The sequence below is a fragment of the Pseudomonas sp. GW821-FHT09A09 genome, assembly GCF_059418405.1.
The window spans coordinates 99,938-116,771 of the sequence record NZ_JBWKPU010000009.1; the positions used below are offsets into that span (position 1 = coordinate 99,938).

General features: G+C 61.8%; 15 protein-coding genes. 9 read left to right on the forward strand and 6 right to left on the reverse strand.

Features of this window, described 5'->3' with window-relative positions:
• Window positions 1–117 precede the first annotated feature (117 nt).
• Window positions 118–2,295, forward strand: a complete 2,178-nt coding sequence (locus tag AC07OV_RS10215; protein ID WP_495092163.1) for a malate synthase G — start codon at window positions 118–120, stop codon at window positions 2,293–2,295.
• Between the two features lie 170 nt (window positions 2,296–2,465).
• Here the strand turns inward: AC07OV_RS10215 and AC07OV_RS10220 are convergent, their stop codons facing one another.
• Window positions 2,466–2,912 (reverse strand): response regulator, encoded by a 447-nt coding sequence (locus AC07OV_RS10220; RefSeq protein WP_058426679.1) that lies wholly within the window; start codon window positions 2,910–2,912, stop codon window positions 2,466–2,468.
• A gap of 247 nt (window positions 2,913–3,159) precedes the next feature.
• On the opposite strand from AC07OV_RS10220, the gene AC07OV_RS10225 reads away from it, so the two are divergent.
• The 8 genes from AC07OV_RS10225 to AC07OV_RS10260 all read left to right on the forward strand — a co-directional run bounded on the left by AC07OV_RS10225 (window position 3,160) and on the right by AC07OV_RS10260 (window position 12,114).
• Window positions 3,160–5,082 (forward strand): putative nucleotidyltransferase substrate binding domain-containing protein, encoded by a 1,923-nt coding sequence (locus tag AC07OV_RS10225; RefSeq protein WP_494997321.1) that lies wholly within the window; start codon window positions 3,160–3,162, stop codon window positions 5,080–5,082.
• The gene (locus AC07OV_RS10230; RefSeq protein ID WP_495092164.1) at window positions 5,079–5,786 is read left to right on the forward strand and encodes a 3'-5' exonuclease; all 708 of its coding nucleotides are present in this window, start codon (window positions 5,079–5,081) and stop codon (window positions 5,784–5,786) included. Before AC07OV_RS10225 ends, AC07OV_RS10230 begins: the two co-directional genes overlap by 4 nt.
• 100 nt (window positions 5,787–5,886) lie before the next feature.
• Window positions 5,887–6,405, forward strand: coding sequence for an RNA polymerase sigma factor (locus AC07OV_RS10235; protein WP_053131018.1), 519 nt, complete (start codon window positions 5,887–5,889; stop codon window positions 6,403–6,405).
• Window positions 6,402–7,364: a FecR domain-containing protein gene (locus AC07OV_RS10240; RefSeq protein ID WP_495092165.1), complete on the forward strand. Its 963-nt coding sequence runs from the start codon at window positions 6,402–6,404 to the stop codon at window positions 7,362–7,364. The genes AC07OV_RS10235 and AC07OV_RS10240 overlap by 4 nt, the downstream gene beginning before the upstream one ends.
• A gap of 207 nt (window positions 7,365–7,571) precedes the next feature.
• Window positions 7,572–10,004 carry a TonB-dependent siderophore receptor gene (locus AC07OV_RS10245; protein ID WP_495092166.1) on the forward strand — a complete coding sequence of 811 codons (2,433 nt, stop codon included), beginning with the start codon at window positions 7,572–7,574 and terminating at the stop codon, window positions 10,002–10,004.
• 63 nt (window positions 10,005–10,067) lie between these two features.
• Window positions 10,068–11,171 (forward strand): PepSY-associated TM helix domain-containing protein, encoded by a 1,104-nt coding sequence (locus tag AC07OV_RS10250; protein WP_495092167.1) that lies wholly within the window; start codon window positions 10,068–10,070, stop codon window positions 11,169–11,171.
• The gene (locus tag AC07OV_RS10255; RefSeq protein ID WP_176996653.1) at window positions 11,168–11,350 is read left to right on the forward strand and encodes a hypothetical protein; all 183 of its coding nucleotides are present in this window, start codon (window positions 11,168–11,170) and stop codon (window positions 11,348–11,350) included. Before AC07OV_RS10250 ends, AC07OV_RS10255 begins: the two co-directional genes overlap by 4 nt.
• A 134-nt stretch (window positions 11,351–11,484) precedes the next feature.
• Window positions 11,485–12,114 carry a glutathione S-transferase gene (locus AC07OV_RS10260; RefSeq protein WP_494997316.1) on the forward strand — a complete coding sequence of 210 codons (630 nt, stop codon included), beginning with the start codon at window positions 11,485–11,487 and terminating at the stop codon, window positions 12,112–12,114.
• 174 nt (window positions 12,115–12,288) lie between these two features.
• Here the strand turns inward: AC07OV_RS10260 and creD are convergent, their stop codons facing one another.
• The 5 genes from creD to AC07OV_RS10285 all read right to left on the reverse strand — a co-directional run bounded on the left by creD (window position 12,289) and on the right by AC07OV_RS10285 (window position 16,829).
• Window positions 12,289–13,662: a cell envelope integrity protein CreD gene (gene creD / locus AC07OV_RS10265; protein ID WP_495092168.1), complete on the reverse strand. Its 1,374-nt coding sequence runs from the start codon at window positions 13,660–13,662 to the stop codon at window positions 12,289–12,291.
• Window positions 13,663–13,760: 98 nt separating this feature from the next.
• A complete protein-coding gene (locus AC07OV_RS10270) occupies window positions 13,761–14,720 on the reverse strand; it encodes a C-terminal binding protein (RefSeq protein ID WP_176996656.1) in 960 nt (319 codons plus the stop codon).
• Window positions 14,721–14,729: 9 nt separating this feature from the next.
• Entirely contained in the window at window positions 14,730–15,029 is a 300-nt protein-coding gene (locus tag AC07OV_RS10275) for an AzlD family protein (protein WP_176996657.1), read from the reverse strand.
• On the reverse strand, window positions 15,022–15,732 hold the full coding sequence (locus AC07OV_RS10280) for an AzlC family ABC transporter permease (RefSeq protein ID WP_494997313.1): 711 nt from the start codon (window positions 15,730–15,732) through the stop codon (window positions 15,022–15,024). Before AC07OV_RS10280 ends, AC07OV_RS10275 begins: the two co-directional genes overlap by 8 nt.
• Complete coding sequence (locus AC07OV_RS10285; RefSeq protein ID WP_494997312.1) at window positions 15,729–16,829, reverse strand: pyridoxal phosphate-dependent aminotransferase; 1,101 nt, start codon at window positions 16,827–16,829, stop codon at window positions 15,729–15,731. Before AC07OV_RS10285 ends, AC07OV_RS10280 begins: the two co-directional genes overlap by 4 nt.
• Window positions 16,830–16,834: the final 5 nt, after the last annotated feature.

Consider the following 16,834-nt stretch of genomic DNA (forward strand, 5'->3'; position numbering starts at 1 on the left):
CCCAGCCGCCTGAACGGCATGTACTGGGGGATCGGGTTCGTGGTTTAAATGGCCAGAGGCTTCATTGGTAAATTGAAAAGCTGAAAAGCGCATAAGCTCCGAAGAGTGAGGCAAGAGATGACTGAACACGTTCAAGTCGGTGGCCTGCAGGTCGCCAAAGTCCTGTTCGACTTCGTGAACAACGAAGCCATTCCCGGTACCGGCATCACTGCCGAGCAGTTCTGGGCCGGCGCCGACAAGGTCATCCACGACCTGGCACCGAAGAACAAAGCCCTACTCGCCAAACGCGACGATTTCCAGGCGCGGATCGATACCTGGCACCAGACCCACGCCGGCCAGGCCCACGATCCGGTGGCCTACAAAGCCTTCCTGCAAGACATCGGATACCTGCTGCCAGAAGCCGCAGACTTCCAGGCCACGACCCAAAACGTCGATGACGAAATCGCCCGTATGGCCGGCCCACAGCTGGTCGTACCGGTGATGAATGCACGTTTCGCCCTCAACGCCTCCAATGCGCGCTGGGGCTCGCTGTATGACGCGCTGTATGGCACCGACGCCATCAGCGAAGCCAATGGTGCCGAAAAGGGCCAGGGCTACAACAAAGTGCGTGGGGACAAGGTCATCGCCTTCGCCCGCGCCTTCCTCGACGAAGCCGCACCGCTCACTGCCGGCAGCCACGTCGACTCCACTGGCTACAAGATCGTTGATGGCAAGCTGGTTGTCAGCCTCAAGGGCGGCAGCAACAGCGGTCTGCGTGACGACGCGCAACTGATTGGCTACCACGGCGACACCGCCCAGCCGACCGCCATCCTGCTCAAGCACAACGGCCTGCACTTCGAAATCCAGATCGACGCCAGCACCCCGGTCGGCCAGACCGACGCCGCCGGCGTCAAAGACGTGCTGATGGAAGCCGCGCTGACCACCATCATGGACTGCGAAGACTCCGTGGCCGCCGTCGATGCCGACGACAAAGTGGTGATCTACCGCAACTGGCTCGGCCTGATGAAAGGCGACCTGGCCGAAGAAGTGGCCAAGGGCGGCAAGACCTTCACCCGCACCATGAACCCTGACCGCGTCTACAACGGCGTGAACGGCCAGGACGTGACCTTGCACGGCCGTTCGCTGTTGTTCGTGCGCAACGTTGGCCACTTGATGACCATCGACGCGATCCTCGACAAAGACGGCAACGAAGTGCCAGAAGGCATTCTTGACGGCCTGGTCACCAGCCTGGCGGCGATTCACAGCCTCAATGGCACCAGCAGCCGCAAGAACAGCCGCACCGGTTCGGTGTACATCGTGAAGCCGAAGATGCATGGCCCGGAAGAAGCTGCGTTCACCAACGAGCTGTTCGGCCGCATCGAAGACGTGCTGAACCTGCCGCGCAATACGCTGAAAGTCGGGATCATGGACGAGGAACGCCGCACCACGGTCAACCTCAAGGCCTGCATCAAGGCGGCCAGCGAGCGCGTGGTGTTCATCAACACCGGCTTCCTCGACCGCACCGGCGACGAAATCCACACCTCCATGGAAGCCGGCGCGATGGTGCGCAAGGCAGCGATGAAGGCCGAGAAATGGATCGGTGCCTACGAAAACTGGAACGTCGACATCGGCCTGAGCACCGGCCTGCAAGGTCGCGCCCAGATCGGTAAAGGCATGTGGGCCATGCCCGACCTGATGGCAGCGATGCTCGAACAGAAAATCGCCCACCCACTGGCTGGCGCCAACACCGCTTGGGTACCGTCGCCTACCGCGGCTGCACTGCACGCGTTGCACTACCACAAGGTCGATGTGTTCGCCCGCCAGGCCGAACTGGCCAAACGCGAGCGTGCGTCGGTGGACGATATCCTGACCATTCCTCTGGCCAGCAACACCGATTGGTCCGACGAAGAAATCCGCAACGAGCTGGACAACAACGCCCAGGGCATCCTGGGTTATGTGGTCCGTTGGATCGACCAGGGTGTCGGTTGCTCGAAAGTGCCGGACATCAACGATGTGGGCCTGATGGAAGACCGCGCCACCCTGCGCATCTCCAGCCAGCACATCGCCAACTGGCTGCGCCACGGCATCGTCAACGAAGCCCAAGTCATGGAAAGCCTCAAGCGCATGGCGCCGGTGGTGGACCGTCAGAATGCCGGGGACGCGTTGTATCGCCCGCTGGCGCCGGACTTCGACAGCAACATCGCGTTCCAGGCAGCGGTGGAGCTAGTGATTGAAGGCACCAAGCAGCCAAACGGGTATACCGAGCCGGTGTTGCACCGTCGGCGCCGGGAGTTCAAGGCTAAAAACGGCCTGTAAATGAAAAAGCCCCGATCGAAAGATCGGGGCTTTTTTTGAGTGTTGTGGTGACTGTGGCGGCCTCATCGCAGGCAAGCCAGCTCCCACAGGTGATCGCGTATGTCTGTAGGTACTCGGTCAAATGTGGGAGCTGGCTTGCCTGCGATAGGGCCCGCCCAGTCACCACAAATTCAGGAAGCCATCCCCAGTTCCCGCTTCACCATCTTCGCCAACTTCACGCTATCGATCGGCTTGAGCAAAAAGTCCACCACGCTCAAATGCATCGCATCGATCACATCCGGCGCTTCGGCGTCCCCCGACATGATGATGATCGGCAACGCCGCCCGCGTGGATTCACGTACCTGCCGAATCAATTCCAGGCCATTGCTGGGTGCCATGCGCAGGTCGGTGATGAGCAAACCGATGGAGCTGCTCGACTTCAGCAAGTCCCACGCCGCCTCGCCGCTGTCGGCGGTCATGCAGCGAATGCCGTCCAGCCCAAGGATTTCCGCCAGCAGTTCACGTGCGTCCTTGTCGTCGTCGACAATCAACACCCGTTGCGGCGGTAAATCAGGCTCCAGCATCACGGCGCTCAGCGCCTCGCGCTCGGCATCACTCAAAATATCGTGGTCGGACATACGGTTCTCAGCAGTTCTCATCAATCTCCCAGCACACTCGTCAGACATCTGCGGAAGGGCGATCAATGTGCACTTCGTCGGAAAGTTTGCCTAGTGGGCGTTCTACGGGTTTTGGACGATAGTCATGTAAGGTTTTTCCCTAGTCGTGAGTGGTTTTACCAGTACCTAGACTTACGTCCAATGGGCACCCGCTGCGCAGGAGTCGACCATGCCTGACGATAACGACAAAAAAACTGCGGTCACTGTTATGAGTAAAGCTGATGCTTTCACGCAGGCGGGGAAAACCGCCGTGTTGCAGAACATCCACGGCACCCTGCAATTCCTGCAACGTTTCCCACCGTTCAACCAGATGGAACACGCGCACCTGGCGTTCCTGGTGGAACAGTGCCAATTACGCTTCTACGGCCCCGGCGACAGCATCCTCAAGCCCTCGGGTGGCCCTGTGGAACACTTCTATATCGTCAAGCAGGGCCGCGTCGTCGGCGAGCGGCCGGACTCCACCGAAACCACCTTTGAAATCACCACCGGCGAGTGCTTCCCGCTGGCCGCCTTGCTGGGTGAGCGGGCGACCCGCACCGAGCACAAGGCCGCCGAAGACACCTTCTGCCTGCAACTGAACAAGCCCGCGTTCATCAAGCTGTTCGCGCTTTCCAGCCCGTTTCGTGACTTTGCCCTGCGCGGCGTCAGCAGCCTGCTCGACCAGGTCAACCAGCAGGTCCAGCAAAAAGCCGTGGAAACACTCGGCACCCAATACTCGCTGAACACGCGCCTGGGCGAATTGGCCATGCGCCATCCGGTCACCTGCAGCCCGAATACACCACTGCGCGAGGCGGTGACGCTGATGCATGAGCAGCAAGTGGGCAGCATCGTGATCGTGGATGAGCACAAGGCCCCCCTCGGCATCTTTACCCTACGCGACCTACGCCAGGTGGTGGCCGATGGCACCAGTGATTTCAATCAGGTCATAGAAGGTCATATGACCCAGGCGCCGTTCTTCTTGACGCCGGACCACAGCGCGTTCGACGCGGCGATCGCCATGACCGAGCGGCATATCGCCCACGTGTGCCTGGTCAAGGACCAGCGCTTGTGCGGCGTGGTGTCCGAGCGCGACCTGTTTTCCCTGCAACGCGTCGACCTGGTGCACCTGGCCCGCACCATCCGCAATGCGCCCCGGGTGGAACACCTGGTGGCGATTCGCGGTGAAATCGGCCAATTGGTCGAACGCATGCTGGCCCACGGCGCGTCGTCCACCCAGATCACCCACATCATTACGCTGCTCAACGATCACACGGTGTGCCGGGTGATCGAGCTGACCCTCGCCGAAAAAGGCGACCCCGGCGTGCCGTTCAGTTGGTTGTGTTTCGGCAGCGAAGGCCGTCGCGAACAGACGCTGTTCACCGACCAGGACAACGGCATTCTGTTCGACGCCAAGGACGCGGCCGAAGCGGCGGCGATCCGTGGGCGGCTGTTGCCGCTGGCCCAGCAGATCAACCAGAGCCTGGCGCTGTGCGGGTTCAGTCTGTGCAAGGGCAATATCATGGCCGGCAACCCCGAGCTTTGCCTGTCGCGGGCAGAATGGGCGCGGCGTTTTGCGGCTTTTATACGTGAGGCGACACCGGAGAACCTGTTGGGCTCGAGTATCTATTTCGACCTGCGGGTGGTGTGGGGCGATGAGCGCGGCTGCGAGCAACTGCGCAAAGGCATTCTTGATCAGGTGGCGGATAACCGCTTGTTCCAGCGCATGCTGGCCGAAAACGCCCTGCGCCATCGCCCGCCCGTGGGGCGTTTCCGTGAGTTTGTGCTGACGCGCAAAGGCGGTGAGAAAGCCACCCTGGACCTCAAGGTCCAAGGCCTCACGCCCTTTGTCGACGGTGCGCGCTTGTTGGCCCTGGCCAACGGCATCCACGCCAACAACACCCTGGAACGCCTGCGCCAACTGGTGGCCAGTGAAGTGATCGAGCCCCTGGATGGCGCCGCCTATGAAGAGGCGTATCACTTCATCCAGCAAACCCGCATGCAACAGCATCAGTTGCAGACCCGAGAGAACCAGCCGTACTCCAACCGCGTCGACCCCGACAGCCTCAACCACCTGGACCGGCGCATCCTGCGTGAATCCCTGCGCCAGGCCCAACGCCTGCAAACCAGCCTGACCTTGCGGTATCAGCTGTGAGGCTGTTCGACTGGTTACGCCCGAAAAAGCCAGGGCTCAATGCAGTGCAACAACAGCGTCTGGCCCAACTCCCGCCAGCCGGCACATTGGGTGACGGCGCACTGCACAGCCAGCGCTGGGTCGTGGTGGACCTGGAAACCAGCGGGCTGAACCTCAACCGAGACCAGGTGCTGTCCATCGGCGCCGTGGTGATCGAGGACGGCGCGGTGGATTTCTCGCAGATGTTCGAACGCACCCTGCAACGGGCCGAGACCAAACTCAGCCCCAGCGTGCTGATCCATGGTCTGGGCCCCAGCGCCATCGCCGCCGGCAGCGACCCGGTGGAGGCCCTGCTGGATTTCATGGAGTTTGTGGGTGACAGCCCGTTGCTGGCGTTTCATGCGCCATTCGATCAACACATGCTCTGCCGGGCACTCAAGGACAGCCTGGGTTACCGCCTGGCGCACCCGTTTCTCGACGTGGCCGACCTCGCCCCGCTGCTGTGCCCTGACGCGAATATCCGTGAAGCCGGGCTCGATGATTGGACCCGGCACTTCAAGCTGCACGTGGGCGAACGCCATCACGCCAGTGCCGACGCCTTGGCCACGGCCGAGCTGATGCTCATCCTGTTTAGCCGCGCGCGCCAACAACACATCGACACACCGCAGGCCTTGCAAGAGCGTTTGAGCCAATGGAAACGGCGCAAGCAAGCGCCATCGTTTTAATAGCACTGCCCGACAGACGCCAATTGCGCCCGTCCGACGCCTCTGACACAATCGCGAATAATTCTCGTTAGTTTAAACCTCTTGTTTATTCGGTGATGCCTTGTCGTCGGTCCAGAACCCACACAGTGAGCTTGTTGGCGCGTTGTATCGCGACCATCGTGGCTGGCTGTTGGCCTGGCTGCGACGCAACGTGGCTTGCCCGAGCCGCGCCGAAGACTTGAGCCAGGACACCTTCATGCGCCTGCTGGGCCGTGACGAGTTGCGCGAACCCCGCGAGCCACGCGCCTTTTTGGTAGCCATCGCCAAAGGGCTGCTGTTCGACTACTTCCGTCGCGCCGCCCTGGAACAGGCCTACCTCACCGAATTGATGCTGATCCCGGAAAGCGAACACCCTTCGCCTGAAGAACAGCAACTGATCCTAGAAGACCTCAAGGCCATCGACCGCCTGCTCGGCAAGCTGTCGAGCAAGGCTCGCGCCGCGTTCCTCTATAACCGCCTCGACGGCCTGGGCCATGCAGAAATCGCCCAGCGCCTCGGCGTCTCCGTCCCTCGCGTGCGCCAGTACCTGGCCCAGGGCATTCGCCAGTGCTACATCGCGCTGTATGGCGAGCCGCTGTGACAAGCTCCCGGCCGGTCTCGGCCCGTGTGCTGGACGCCGCGATTGCCTGGCAACTGTCCCTCGACTCGGGGGACGGCAGTGCGGTGGAGCGTGAAGAATTCGCCAAATGGCTGGCCAGCGATGAAGAACACGCCCGCGCCTGGCGCCAACTGGGCATGCTCGACCAGCGTTTCAGCGTGGCCTCGGGCCCGGCGCGGGCGGCGTTGTTGCAGTCACGTGAAGGCATTCGCCAGCGCGTGCGCAAGCTGGGCAGCGGCCTGGCGAGCATTGCACTGGTGATAGGCCTGGCGTTGTTTGCCGGTGAGCGCTACGTGCCAATCCACTATTGGATGGCTGATCAACGCACTGCGACAGGCGAGCAACGCACGCTGAAACTGGCGGACGGTACGCTGATCAACCTCAACACCCACAGCGCCATCGACGTGCGTTTTGATGAAAAGCGCCGTCTGATCGTGCTGCAAGAAGGCGAGATTCTGGTTGAGACCGGCCACAACGACGCCCGCCCTTTCTATGTGCAAACCCGCGACGGCAACCTGCGCGCCTTGGGCACGCGGTTTATCGTCAAGCGCGAAGACGACGCCACGCGCCTGAGCGTGCTGCAATCGGCCGTGGCCGCGCAGCCCGAGGCGTTGCACCAGGAACAGATCTTCAAGGAAGGCCAGCAAGTGTTGATGCGCAGCGACGGCCTCGGCCCTGCGCTGGCCGTCACTCCCGCCACCGACGCCTGGACCCGCGGCATGCTGGTGGTGGACAACGCACGCCTGGGCGATGTGGTTGGCGAGCTGAGCCGCTACCGCACCGGCTACCTGGGTGTGGACAAGAACGTGGCGGATCTGCGGATTACCGGCAGCTTCCCGCTGCATGACACCACCCTGGCGTTGAATGCGCTGCTGCCCACTCTGCCGGTGCAGATCGAGCAGCACACGCCGTGGTGGGTGACGGTCAGAGCCAAGCCTTAGTTTCTGCGGTGCCTGGGCTATTGCTATCGCAGGCAAGCCAGCTCCCACATTTTGACCGTGTGAACCCAATCAAATGTGGGAGCTGGCTTGCCTGCGAAGAGGCCCTCAAGGCCAACCGAAAAAAATATTTTCACCCTGCCCTATCACTTTTCAATTCTCGTTCGGCACCTAGGCAATTGAGAAATATTTCCATTCAGGAGCCGCCCTATGTCCCGCACGCTAGACACCTTGTTGCGCCCCAGCCTGTTAGCCGTGGCCATTGCCTTAAGCACCCCGCTGGCCAGCACTGCGCTGATGGCAGCCGAACAAGCCTCGAGCGTGCGCGCCTACGACCTGCCGGCGGCGCCGCTGGCCACCACGTTGAACCAGATCGCCAGCCAGGCCGGCCTGGCGTTGACCCTCAACCCGGCGCTGGCGTCGGGCAAGACCTCGGCACCGGTCAAAGGCCAGTTCGACCCACAGGGCGCGCTGCGTGAAGCTTTGCGTGGTACCGGTTTGCAATTGGAGCAAAGCAGTGCCGGCACCTTCACCCTGGTCGCGATCCCCGACGGTGTGGTGGCCCTGCCGGAAACCAACATCACCGGACAAGACGCCAACTACGAAAGCGCCTGGGGCCCGGCGCAGGGCTACCTGGCGACACGCACCGCCGCCGGCACCAAGACCGACACCGCGCTGGTCGAAGCACCGCGTTCGATCTCCGTCGCCACTCGCCAGCAAATGCAGGACCGCAACGTCCAGAACCTGGATGACGCAGTCAAATACATGCCCGGCATCGTGTCCGCCAGCTACGGCAGCGACACCCGCTACGACTGGATGCGTGTGCGCGGCTTCGAACCCACTCAGTTCCTCGACGGCCTGCCGCTGCCACGCGGTGTGTACGCCAACCCGAAAGCCGAGACCTGGAACCTCGACCGCCTCGCCCTGCTGCGTGGCCCGGCTTCCTCGATCTACGGCCAGACCCCACCCGGTGGCCTGCTGGACATGGTCAGCCGGCGTCCCAGCGCCGAGTCGAGCAATGCCATCCAGGTGCAGTACGGCAGCGACAACTACCGCCAGATCAACTTCGCCAGCACCGGCAAGATCGACGATGAAGGCCAGTTCCTCTATGGCCTCAGCGGCGTGGTACGGGATGCCGGTACTCAGGTCGATCACATCGACAACAAGCGCTACAACATCGCGCCGAGCCTGACCTGGAACATCGACCCGGATACCAAGCTGACCTTCTTGTCGCAGTTCACTCGTGACGATACCGGCACCACCAGCCAGTTCATGCCGATCCAGGGCACCAAGATCCACTCGCCACTGGGCGAAGTCTCGCACCACAAGAACCTGGGCGACCCGGACTACGAGTTCTACGACCGTACCTACTACGCACTGGGTTATGCCTTTGAGCATCGTTTCAACGACACCTGGCAGTTCAAGCAGAACCTGCGCTACACCAAGTCGGAGCTGTCGTTCCAGCAACTGACCGTGGGCTCTTATGCCTTCTCGCCGGCCGATGCCGCAGGCAATATCAGCCGTTCAACCACCAACGTTGACGAGAACATCGGCCAGTTGGCGCTGGACAACAACTTCCAGGCCGACTTCGCGACCGGCGATATCAACCACACCCTGTTGCTCGGCCTGGATCACCAGCGCACCGATACGTCCTATCGGGCGATTTACGGCACTGCGTCGGGTATCAACATTTTCAACCCGATCAACACCCAGCCGACGTTGCGCCCCACCGGCGTGCGGCCGTTTTACGATTACAACCAGAAAACCGTGCAAACCGGCCTCTATGTCCAGGACCAGATGGCCCTGGACAAATGGCGCCTGACCTTGGGCGGGCGTGAAGACTGGGTGCATCAGGGCACCACCTACTTCAACGACAACGACTCGACCAACACCGATCGCATCAAGCATTTCAGTGGCAACGCCGCGCTGAGTTATGTGTTCGACTCGGGCTTCGTACCGTACCTGTCCTACGCCGAATCCTTCCAACCGGCGAGCAACGCCGACACCAATGCCCTCACGACGTTTAAGCCGACCGAAGGCAAGCAATGGGAAATGGGCGTCAAGTACCAGCCGCCCGGCTCCAATACGTTGCTGAGCGCGGCGGTCTACGACCTGACCCAGAAGAACGTGCAGGTGACCACCCTGGGCGCAGGTGGCGAGCAGATCAACAGCCAGACCGGCGAAGTGAAGGTCAAGGGCCTGGAGCTGGAAGCCGTGTCTGACGTGACCGAGAACCTCAAGGTGATTGCGGCCTACACCCTGGCCAAATCCGAAGTGCAAAAAGGCATCTACAAGGGCAACCGCCTGACCTTGATGCCCAACCAGCAGGCTTCGCTGTGGACTGACTACACTTGGCACACAGGCCTTCTCGACGGCTTCGGTATCGGCTTCGGCGCCCGTTACACCGGCAACACCTATGGCGACCAGGCCAACACCTGGCTGGGCAAGGCCGATGCCTACACCGTGTTCGACGGCGCGGTGCATTACGACCTGGGCCGCCTGGACAATAGCCTCAAGGGCGCCTCGGTAAAGCTCAACGCCACCAACCTGTTCAACAAGGACTACCTGTCCACCTGTGATGGCAACTACTGCTACTTCGGCGACCAACGCAGCGTCGTCGCCAGCGCCACCTACCAGTGGTAATCGGCTGAGTTCATCACCAGGCCGCCCCCATGGGCGGCTTTGGTGTGTCTGAAGGTTGAAAAAATGAAAAGCAAAACCATCCGCCGCTGGTCCTTCATCCACACCTGGACCAGCCTGATCTGCACGGTGTTCCTGTTGCTGCTCGCCCTTACCGGCTTGCCGCTGGTGTTTCACCACGAGATCGACCACCTGCTGGGCAACGAGCCGGAACTGGCGCAGATGCCTGCCGATACGCCGCAGCTCAACCTGGAACAACTGGTGGCCAAGGCCCAGGCCCATCGCCCCGGCGAAGCCATGCAGTACCTGGCCTGGGACGAAGACGACAAGAACGGCGTGATCGCGATCATGGCCGCCACAGCCGGCACCGAACCCAATTCGTCGCACACCTTCATGCTCGATGCGCGCACCGGCGAAGCCGTGGAAACGCCGGCGGCCAACGGCGGGCTGACGCTGTTCCTGCTGCGCTTGCACGTGGACATGTTCGCCGGCCTACCCGGCAAGTTGCTGCTGGCGTTCATGGGCATTCTGTTTGTGGTGGCGATTGTCTCGGGCACGGTGTTGTACCTGCCGTTCATGCGCCGCTTGAAGTTCGCCACCGTGCGCCAAGACAAATCCACCCGCCTGCGCTGGCTCGACCTGCATAACCTGATCGGCGTGGTCACCCTGACCTGGGCGCTGGTGGTGGGCGTGACCGGTGTGATCAGCGCCTGCGCCGACCTGATCATCGCCGCCTGGCGCCAGGACAGCCTCAGCGCGATGATCGAGCCGTACAAGAACGCTCCGCCGCTCACCCAGCGTGCACCGGCTACCGAGCTGCTGGCCATCGCCGCCAAGGCTGCGCCCGGCATGGAGCCGGACTTCATCGCCTTCCCCGGCACGCGCTTTTCCAGCGAGCACCATTACGCGGTGTTCATGAAAGGCAGCACCCACCTCACCTCGCACTTGCTCACGCCGGTGCTGATCGACGCCAGCACCCTGGCCGTCACCGCCATCGCCGAACGGCCGTGGTACATGGACGCCATGGGCATGTCCCAGCCGCTGCACTTTGGCGACTATGGCGGCATGCCGATGAAGATTCTGTGGGCGGTGCTGGATGTGCTGACCATCATCGTGCTGGGCAGCGGGGTCTACCTGTGGGTCGTGCGGCGCAAGGCGGCCAAGCCATGAAGCCGCGGCAGTCGAGTTTCTGGAAGGTGTTTGGCATTCCCCTGGGGATTGGCGTGCTCAGTGCGGCGGGGTTGTTTGCGGCGTTGCTGGGGGATGGGCTGTGGGATTCGCTCAGTTGGGTGGGGTTGGGGATTCCTGCCGGCATTGGTGTATGGGGTTTGTTTAAGCGGCGCGGTTGAGGCCGTCATCGCAGGCAAGCCAGCTCCCACCTTGGAATGCATTACCCTGTGGGAGCTGGCTTGCCTGCGATGAGGCCTTCAAAAACACCCTCAATGTCTCTAGGCTAGCCGCAGCCCATTCTTGAGGTGTACCCATGTCCGCTCCCAGCATGACCTTGTTCCACAACCCCGCTTCACCCTTTGTCCGCAAAGTGCGCGTGCTGTTGATCGAAACCGGCCAGCAGGACCGCGTGGCCCTGCATGCGTGCATGCCAACACCGGTCGCCCCGGACGCCCAGGTGGTGCAAGGCAACCCCGTGGGCAAGATCCCGGCCCTGCGCCTGGCCGACGGGTCGGTACTGCACGACAGCCGGGTGATCCTCGACTACCTGGACCACCAGCACGTCGGCAACCCGCTGATCCTCCGCGACGGCTCCGCGCGCTGGCGCCGCCTGACCCTGGCGTCGATGGCCGACGGCATCATGGATGCGGCCGTGCTGGTGCGTTACGAGACCGCCATGCGCCCTGCAGAAAAACACTGGGACCAGTGGCTCGACGAGCAGCGCAACAAGATCCGCCGCACCCTCGCCGAGCTGGAACAGGACGCGATTGCCGAGCTGAGCAGCCATTTCGACATAGCGGCGATCAGCGTGGCATGCGCCTTGGGTTATCTCGATTTTCGTCATCCCGACCTGCAGTGGCGTGATGCTAACCCCAAGCTTGCAGCCTGGTACGCCGACGTCAGCCAGCGCCCTTCGATGCAGCAGACCCAGCCCCCGGTTTGAAAACCACCGCAGTCCCCTGTAGGAGCTGGCTTGCCAGCGATAGCGGAGTGTCAGCTTGCGACTCGTTGACTGGACCACCGCGATCGCTGGCAAGCCAGCTCCTACAGGGGGCGGTGGCGTGGTTGAGAAATGCGACCATCCGCGCCTTCATCTGCTGATCTTCACGCAACCCGATCATTGCACCGCCTCCAGGTCAAACTGCAACGGTTCGACCGCCTTGCGCTTGCCCACGCCATACCAATCGAGCTTGCGCGTCAGCACCATCACCGTGCCCAGCAGGCCGAACAGCAGCAGCGAGCCCATCAGCAGCGCGTAATCCTCAGCGCTCAGCAACCCGTACAACAAGCCATATAACGCTGCCAACCCCGCCGAAAAGCCCAGCCCGTGGCTGACGCTGCGCAGCACGTGGCACACGTAGAAACCGATCAACAACACACAGGCGCTGGCCGAGATGAGGTAAGCCATGGCGAACCCGATATGCTCGGACAACGACAACAACAGCAAGTAGAAAAACGCCAGCGCAAACCCCACCAACGCGTACTGCACCGGGTGCACGGCCAGGTTCTTGAGCATTTCGAACAGGAAGAAGCCAGCGAAGGTCAGGGCGATGAACAGCAGCGCATATTTGATCGCACGGTCGCTCTTGAGGTACTGGTCCACCGGGTCAATGAAGTTGACGCCAAAGCCCCGGTTGCTGAAGTCCTTGCAGCCCTGCCCGTCGAGACAGCTTTGCAGCGCTTGTTCAAGGTTGGTGGAGAAGAATGAGGTTTGCCAGGTCGCGGTAAAGCCTGTGTCGCTGACCTCACGCTGGGCGGGCAGGAAGTTGCCGATAAAGCTGGGGTGCGGCCAGTTGGACGCCAGGGTCACCTGGCTGGTCTTGCCTACCGGCACCACTTGCAGTTGTTCGGTGCCTTGCAGGCGCAGGTCGAAGGCGAACTCCACGACATAGGGCTTCTTGCTGTCTTGTTGCGGCAGCGCCACGTGCACGCCTTCACCCAGCCAATCGACTTGGGAACCCGGTTCAAATTCCAGGCGCTGGTTGGCCAGTTCCAGCTTCAGCGCGTTTTCGATGCCGCGAATATCGCTGATGCCCACCGCCAGAAACGCCGGCTCAAAGCGGTAATCGGCAAAGTCTTCCGTGATGCCCATTTGCGCAGGCACTTCAAACCGCCCGCCGATGCGGGTATCGGCATGGAACAACCGCGCCTGGTAGATGCCCCGTGCGCGCAGTTCGGTCTGCACTTCGCCGTCGAGTTCAAATCGATCCGGCAGGAAATACAGACGACCGCGCTCTTCACGCGTGACTTCGTAGCGTTTGTTGAGCTTTTCATTGAGTTTCCACTCGCGCACGGTCTTGCGATAAGGCACCACCATCACCGGGCCGGTGAGTCGCTGGCTGTAGCTGGAGCTGCGGGCGATGTCCATCAATACACCGTCACGCAGCTGCTGGCGGTCGCTGATGATGCCGTTGATCATCAGCAACGGAATCAGCAACAGCAGGATCAGCAGCGCAATGGCGCCAAGTTTGAAAAGCAGACTGCGGTTCATGGGTCTCTCCCTGTTTTGATGGGGGGAGAGTGTGTGAGGGCTGCGTAGCGGTTTTATGGAGGCTGTGTGGAGAGTCTGTGGAGACTCTCCAGCGTGGGTCAATTGACCACGTTACGGTGGCTGCCCTGTTCAAGAATGCTCAACAGTACCTGTGCTGCCTTGGCCCGCAACTCCGGCAACGCCGCGTCGGAATAGAACGCGACATGCGGTGACAGCAACACATCATCACGGCCCAGGAATTGTTCGGGGATCGCTTGACGCTCGTCTTCGTAGACATCGAGCCCAAGCCCGGCCAACAGTCCGTCGGCCACGGCATCACGCAACGCCTGTGAGTCGATAATCGGACCACGTGCGGTGTTGATCAGGTACTTGCCATTGAGCATCGCCAGTTCCCGTGCGCCGATCAGGTGATGGGTCTGTTCATTCAGCGGCGTGTGAATGCTCACCAAGTCGGCCTTGTGCAGTAACTGCTCCAGCGTTTCGCAACGCTGCAGCCCCAAGGACTTCTCCACCCCGCTGCAGACAAGGGGGTCGTAAAAGCTGACCTGACAACCAAACGCCTTGAAGCGCAGCGCCGCCGCCATGCCGATCCGCCCACACCCAATAATGCCCACGTGCAGTTGGCTCATGCGCGGCAACGCGCCGACTTCACGCCAATCCCAACTGCCTCGCGACACCACCTCATGGCCGCGGGGCAAGCGGCGTAGCAACGACAGGGCCATGGACAATGCGTGATCAGCCACCTCTTCAGTCCCGTAGTCGGGCACGTTGGCCACTTCGATATGGCGCTGACGGGCTGCCACCAAGTCGATATTGTCAAACCCCACGGCCGCACGAACGATGCCCCGGCACCGTTCAAGGCGGTTGATGAACGCGGCTTGCAGCGGTACCAGGTGCCAACTGATCAGCCCGTCGCATTGCATCGCAGCCTGCGGCAGTTGGTCCGCATTGGAGACCTGGAACAGCGAGACGCTGGCCCGCCCGCCGAAGACATCCTGCTCAATGTCGGCCTTGCTCACGTAGCTGTTGTGAAGCGAGTCTATGATTCCGATTTTCATGGTTTGTCCTTAAATGAGCCAACGGATCGCCGCGCAGCTAAAGGTGCCTGCGGCGACGCCGAGCAAGGTGTTCTTGAACTTCCAGACCACCGCCACGGTGATCAGCGCCGCCAGCCAGATCGACACATCGCCGGTGGCGAGTTTCGGACTGATCAGCGCGGCCAGCAGCGCCGCCGGCAGGTTTTTCAGAAAGCGTTCTGTGAAGCCGTTCAAGCTGGTGCGCTCAGCCGTCACCAGCAACCCACCGATACGGGTGAGGTAGGTGACGAGGGCCATGCCGATGATTGCCGCCAGTTCCAACTCACTCATGGTCGATTTCCAGTTGTCCGGCCTGGGGCAACGCGGCCACCAACGCACTGGCGATAATCGCCGCAATGACCACCGACGCCTGGCCAATACCCGGCAACTGCGCCGCGTAGAAGGCGATGACCCCGGACAGCAGCCACGTGAAGAAATCCAGCGAGCGCTGCCACAGCAACACCATCAACGACAGGAACATCGCCACAAAGGTGAAATCCAGGCCGAAGTCCGCTGGCCGTGGAATATGGCTGCCCAATTGGGTCCCCAGCAGCGTGCCGCCGACCCAGCCGAAATAGATCAGCAGGCCGGCCTGCACGAAATAACGCAGGGACGGCGCCGACTTCTTGAAGCGGTGCTCGGCCAGTGCCCAGGTTTCATCGATCAGCAACAAGGAAAACGCGGGAATCAGCTTGCGCTTGGGCTCCTTGCGAAACGCTGGGCGCAGCGACAGACTCATCAACAAGTGCCGTAGATTGACCAACAACGTCGTCAGCACGATGGCCACCAACGACAGCTGCCCGGAGTGCCATTGCTCCACCGCCACGAACTGCGAAGCACCGGCGAATACCATCAGGCTCATGAGTGTGGCGGCGAGGGGCGACAGCCCGGCCTTGCTGGCCAATACACCAAACACCAGGCCGAAGACAAAGCCGCTGATGACAATGGGCAAGGCGTCTTGAAAGGCGTCACGAAACTGCAGTTGAGGTTTCATTCAATGGCCCTCTCGAACAGTTCCAGCACGCGCTCCTCCAGGGCGGCTTCACAGACGGTGACCCGGATCAGGTTGGCAAACGCCGGATGCAGTGGCCGGTGCACGGCAATCCGGTGATCCAGCAGATGCTCCTGCAAGTGGTGAGCCGCCGCCGCGGACGGCAACAACAGGCTGATGAAGTTGGTACCGGACGGCAGCACCCGGTAGCCCATCCCCCGCAACCGCTGGCTGAAGGCATCGCGCAACAGGGCGTTGTTTTCCTGGATGGCTTCGGCGTGGCGCCGATCGTCCAGCGCCACACGCGCGGCGTGCTGCACCAGGCCGCCGACGGCGTAGTGAATGCGCACCTTGTCGAGCATGGCGATGGTCGCAGGATCGGCCAGCGCATACCCCAGGCGCAAACCGGCCAGGGCGTAGGCCTTGGACAGAGAACGCACCCGGATGCAGCCCTCAAGCACCCGCTCACTGTTCATCTGCAGGTCAGGGCAGAAGTCCAGGTAGGCCTCGTCCAACAGCAAGGTGCAATCATCGGGCAAGGAGGACGCCAGCTCCTGGACCGCCTCGAACGACCACCAACTGCCCGTCGGATTATCCGGGTTGGCCAGGTAGACCACCTTGGCGCCGCAGCGCACGGCCTCAAGCAACAAGCCTGGAATGTTCACTGCCAGGCTGGTGTCCGTGCGGTGATACGGGGTTTCGACCACCTCACACCCCGCCGCCTTGGCAAAGTACGCAAAAGTTGGATAGGTGCCAGCACTGCACACCACCCGGTCCCCCGGCGCGCACAAGGCTCGAATGCACAACGCCAGGACCGCATCGGCGCCGCTGTCCAGGCACAGATGCGCCGGGTTGAAACCATGGGCCGCCGCCAGTGCCTGGCGTAGGGCAAAGGCTTGCGGATCGCCATACAGCCGTGCGTGTTCGCAAAAGTCATTACCGTACCGCTCGCGCAAGGCGGTGAGTGGCGCGTCGAGACATTCATTGCCGCCCAGGCGCAAGTCGACCTGCCTGCCTGTGCGCTGCTCAAAGGCGACCATGCCAGGAAACGGGTTGGGGTTGTCCAGGCCCGTCAGATGGCTGGCAAAACGATTGACCATAAGGT

Coding starts and splice junctions, on each gene's coding strand:
- AC07OV_RS10215 (WP_495092163.1), top strand. CDS start 118: ATGACTGAACACGTTCAAGTCGGTGGCCTGCAGGTCGCCAAAGTCCTG.
- AC07OV_RS10220 (WP_058426679.1), bottom strand. CDS start 2,912: ATGTCCGACCACGATATTTTGAGTGATGCCGAGCGCGAGGCGCTGAGC.
- AC07OV_RS10225 (WP_494997321.1), top strand. CDS start 3,160: ATGAGTAAAGCTGATGCTTTCACGCAGGCGGGGAAAACCGCCGTGTTG.
- AC07OV_RS10245 (WP_495092166.1), top strand. CDS start 7,572: ATGTCCCGCACGCTAGACACCTTGTTGCGCCCCAGCCTGTTAGCCGTG.
- AC07OV_RS10250 (WP_495092167.1), top strand. CDS start 10,068: ATGAAAAGCAAAACCATCCGCCGCTGGTCCTTCATCCACACCTGGACC.
- AC07OV_RS10255 (WP_176996653.1), top strand. CDS start 11,168: ATGAAGCCGCGGCAGTCGAGTTTCTGGAAGGTGTTTGGCATTCCCCTG.
- AC07OV_RS10260 (WP_494997316.1), top strand. CDS start 11,485: ATGTCCGCTCCCAGCATGACCTTGTTCCACAACCCCGCTTCACCCTTT.
- creD (WP_495092168.1), bottom strand. CDS start 13,662: ATGAACCGCAGTCTGCTTTTCAAACTTGGCGCCATTGCGCTGCTGATC.
- AC07OV_RS10270 (WP_176996656.1), bottom strand. CDS start 14,720: ATGAAAATCGGAATCATAGACTCGCTTCACAACAGCTACGTGAGCAAG.
- AC07OV_RS10275 (WP_176996657.1), bottom strand. CDS start 15,029: ATGAGTGAGTTGGAACTGGCGGCAATCATCGGCATGGCCCTCGTCACC.
- AC07OV_RS10280 (WP_494997313.1), bottom strand. CDS start 15,732: ATGAAACCTCAACTGCAGTTTCGTGACGCCTTTCAAGACGCCTTGCCC.
- AC07OV_RS10285 (WP_494997312.1), bottom strand. CDS start 16,829: ATGGTCAATCGTTTTGCCAGCCATCTGACGGGCCTGGACAACCCCAAC.